At 55.7% G+C, this 4,535-nt stretch carries 2 rRNA genes; both read left to right on the top strand.

Features of this window, described 5'->3' with window-relative positions:
- Positions 1 to 244 precede the first annotated feature (244 nt).
- Positions 245 to 1,768 (top strand): 16S ribosomal RNA (locus tag MLY01S_RS11600).
- A gap of 433 nt (positions 1,769 to 2,201) precedes the next feature.
- A 23S ribosomal RNA gene (locus MLY01S_RS11595) occupies positions 2,202 to 4,535 on the top strand; the annotation flags it as partial.

Raw genomic sequence — 4,535 nt, 5'->3', positions numbered from 1 at the left:
GGTCGGTCGGCTAAGATGGAGAAGTTGCTCCGGAGCGAAGCGCCGCGATGGCGGGTCGAGCTGAGTGTCGGAAGCGCCTGTTGTTTGAGAACTCAATAGTGTGCCAAGTTTGTTGATGCCAATTATTTATTGATTGGTGGCTGTCGGCGGACGCACCCCCGTGTGTCTGTGTCGATGGCGTGCCAGTGATTGAATTGACTGGTTGATGGTTTTTCCGGCTGTTGACTGGTTGTTCTGTAATTTTTTTACGGAGAGTTTGATCCTGGCTCAGGATGAACGCTGGCGGCGTGCTTAACACATGCAAGTCGAACGATGAAGCTCCAGCTTGCTGGGGTGGATTAGTGGCGAACGGGTGAGTAACACGTGAGTAACCTGCCCTTGACTCTGGGATAAGCCTTGGAAACGGGGTCTAATACCGGATAGGAGCATTCACCGCATGGTGGGTGTTGGAAAGAATTTCGGTCTTGGATGGACTCGCGGCCCATCAGCTTGTTGGTGAGGTAATGGCTCACCAAGGCGACGACGGGTAGCCGGCCTGAGAGGGTGACCGGCCACACTGGGACTGAGACACGGCCCAGACTCCTACGGGAGGCAGCAGTGGGGAATATTGCACAATGGGCGCAAGCCTGATGCAGCGACGCCGCGTGAGGGATGACGGCCTTCGGGTTGTAAACCTCTTTCAGTAGGGAAGAAGCGAAAGTGACGGTACCTGCAGAAGAAGCACCGGCTAACTACGTGCCAGCAGCCGCGGTAATACGTAGGGTGCGAGCGTTATCCGGAATTATTGGGCGTAAAGAGCTCGTAGGCGGTTTGTCGCGTCTGCCGTGAAAGTCCGGGGCTTAACTCCGGATCTGCGGTGGGTACGGGCAGACTAGAGTGCAGTAGGGGAGACTGGAATTCCTGGTGTAGCGGTGGAATGCGCAGATATCAGGAGGAACACCGATGGCGAAGGCAGGTCTCTGGGCTGTAACTGACGCTGAGGAGCGAAAGCATGGGGAGCGAACAGGATTAGATACCCTGGTAGTCCATGCCGTAAACGTTGGGCACTAGGTGTGGGGGCCATTCCACGGTTTCCGCGCCGCAGCTAACGCATTAAGTGCCCCGCCTGGGGAGTACGGCCGCAAGGCTAAAACTCAAAGGAATTGACGGGGGCCCGCACAAGCGGCGGAGCATGCGGATTAATTCGATGCAACGCGAAGAACCTTACCAAGGCTTGACATGTTCTCGTTCGCCGTAGAGATACGGTTTCCCCTTTGGGGCGGGTTCACAGGTGGTGCATGGTTGTCGTCAGCTCGTGTCGTGAGATGTTGGGTTAAGTCCCGCAACGAGCGCAACCCCTGTTCTATGTTGCCAGCACGTGATGGTGGGGACTCATGGGAGACTGCCGGGGTCAACTCGGAGGAAGGTGGGGACGACGTCAAATCATCATGCCCCTTATGTCTTGGGCTTCACGCATGCTACAATGGCCGGTACAATGGGTTGCGATACTGTGAGGTGGAGCTAATCCCAAAAAGCCGGTCTCAGTTCGGATTGGGGTCTGCAACTCGACCCCATGAAGTTGGAGTCGCTAGTAATCGCAGATCAGCAACGCTGCGGTGAATACGTTCCCGGGCCTTGTACACACCGCCCGTCAAGTCACGAAAGTCGGTAACACCCGAAGCCGGTGGCCTAACCCTTGTGGAAGGAGCCGTCGAAGGTGGGACTGGCGATTGGGACTAAGTCGTAACAAGGTAGCCGTACCGGAAGGTGCGGCTGGATCACCTCCTTTCTAAGGAGCATTTAGTGCCGATGGCATCACCGAGTGTGTGATGGTCGGTTGCTCATGGGTGGAACATCAATGAATGGTGCCAGTGGTGGTGCCGGCGTCTGGTGAGTACGCAGCTCTTGTGGGTTGTTGGAAAGCTGTGGTGCTGGTGGTGCGTGCTGGTGTTGGCACACTGTTGGGTTTTGGGACAGCAGGCACATCCTGTGTGGGTGTGACGTTGTTTCCTGGTTGAGTCTTCGCATGGTGAAGCATCGACTGTGTGTTGGTGTGGGGCTGTGTGGGGGTTGTTGTTTGAGAACTGCATAGTGGACGCGAGCATCTTATTTTTGTTGCTGCATCGTTGATCTGAGTGTCCCACGTTGTGTGGGGTGTTTGGTGAGGTGTGGTGATGCCGAGAATGATGTCATCTTATGCTCATTTTTTGGACTTCTAGTGTTTGGAAGTTTCTAAGGGCGCATGGTGGATGCCTTGGCAACAGGAGCCGAAGAAGGACGTGGGAATCTGCGATAAGCCTGGTGGAGTCGATAACCGGACGTTGAGACCAGGATTTCCGAATGGGGAAACCCCGCACGACGTGTCGTGTGACCACCGGTTGAACACATAGGCCGGTTGGGGGGAACGTGGGGAAGTGAAACATCTCAGTACCCACAGGAAGAGAAAACAAAAGTGATTCCGTGAGTAGTGGCGAGCGAAAGCGGATGGGGCTAAACCGTATGTGTGTGATACCCGGCAGGGGTTGCATGTGCGGTGTTGTGGGCCTGCTCTTGGCGTGTCTGCCGGCACGTCGCGGTGAGGTGCGGGCGTATAGACGAACGATCTTGGATGGTCGACCGTAGAGGGTGACAGTCCCGTAGTTGTAATGCGTTCCGCCGCTGTTGAGTGGTTGCCCGAGTAGGACGGGGCTCGAGGAATCCCGTGTGAATCTGCCAGGACCACCTGGTAAGCCTGAATACTACCTGTTGACCGATAGTGAATCAGTACCGTGAGGGAATGGTGAAAAGTACCCCGGGAGGGGAGTGAAATAGTACCTGAAACCATGTGCCTACAAACCGTTGGAGCCTGCGTGTTCAGGTGACAGCGTGCCTTTTGAAGAATGAGCCTGCGAGTTAGTGATACGTGGCGAGGTTAACCCGTGTGGGGTAGCCGTAGCGAAAGCGAGTCTGAATAGGGCGTTGAGTCGCGTGTCCTAGACCCGAAGCGGAGTGATCTACCCATGGCCAGGTTGAAGCGCGTGTAAGAGCGCGTGGAGGACCGAACCCACTTCAGTTGAAAATGGAGGGGATGAGCTGTGGGTAGGGGTGAAAGGCCAATCAAACTCCGTGATAGCTGGTTCTCCCCGAAATGCATTTAGGTGCAGCGTCACGTGTTTCTTCCCGGAGGTAGAGCTACTGGATGGACGATGGGCCCTACAAGGTTACTGACTTCAGCCAAACTCCGAATGCCGGGTAAGTGAGAGCGTGGCAGTGAGACTGTGGGGGATAAGCTTCATAGTCGAGAGGGAAACAGCCCAGACCACCGGTTAAGGCCCCTAAGCGTGTGCTAAGTGGGAAAGGATGTGGAGTTGCTGAGACAACCAGGAGGTTGGCTTAGAAGCAGCCACCCTTGAAAGAGTGCGTAATAGCTCACTGGTCAAGTGATTCCGCGCCGACAATGTAGCGGGGCTCAAGTACACCGCCGAAGCCGTGGCGTTCAGTTTTTCTGGATGGGTAGGGGAGCGTCGTGCACGAGGTGAAGCCAGCGGGTAACTTCTGGTGGATTGTGCACGAGTGAGAATGCAGGCATGAGTAGCGAAAGACGGGTGAGAAACCCGTCCGCCGGATGACTAAGGGTTCCAGGGTCAAGCTAATCTTCCCTGGGTGAGTCGGGACCTAAGGCGAGGCCGACAGGCGTAGTCGATGGACAACGGGTTGATATTCCCGTACCGGTGAAGGACCGTCCATGCTGATTCGGTGATACTAACCGCCCGAAGCATCCTCGACCTTGTTCTTTGAGCAGGGCGTGTGGTGTGGAGCGCGGGACCTGAACCGAGGAGGCAAGCGCATTAACAGGTGTGACGCAGGAAGGTAGCCGGGCCAGGCAATGGAATCGACCTGGTCTAAGGGTGTAGGGCTGCCGGTAGGTAAATCCGCCGGTTGTGTGCCTGAGACCTGATGGGCGCCCACCATGTGGGTGATCCGGTGATCCTATGCTGCCTAGAAAAGCATCGGCGTGAGGTTCTAGCCGCCCGTACCCGAAACCGACACAGGTAGTCAGGTAGAGAATACTAAGGCGATCGAGAGAATCATGGTTAAGGAACTCGGCAAAATGCCCCCGTAACTTCGGGAGAAGGGGGGCCCTGACCTTGAGCACCACGTGCTGGTGTGAGGGGGTAGGGGCCGCAGAGACCAGGGGGAAGCGACTGTTTATCAAAAACACAGGTCCGTGCGAAGTCGTAAGACGATGTATACGGACTGACTCCTGCCCGGTGCTGGAAGGTTAAGAGGACCCGTTAGCTTCGGCGAAGCGGAGAATTTAAGCCCCAGTAAACGGCGGTGGTAACTATAACCATCCTAAGGTAGCGAAATTCCTTGTCGGGTAAGTTCCGACCTGCACGAATGGAGTAACGACTTCCCCGCTGTCTCAACTGTGAACTCGGCGAAATTGCATTGCGAGTAAAGATGCTCGTTACGCGCAGAAGGACGGAAAGACCCCGTGACCTTTACTATAGTTTGGTATTGGTGTTCGGTGTTGCTTGTGTAGGATAGGTGGGAGACTGTGAAGCCGGCACGCC

The sequence above is a fragment of the Micrococcus lylae NBRC 15355 genome (assembly GCF_001570885.1).
GTDB lineage: Bacteria > Actinomycetota > Actinomycetes > Actinomycetales > Micrococcaceae > Micrococcus > Micrococcus lylae.
The sequence above is the reverse complement of the archived record's forward strand: the minus strand, read 5'-3'. Positions and strand labels throughout refer to the sequence as shown.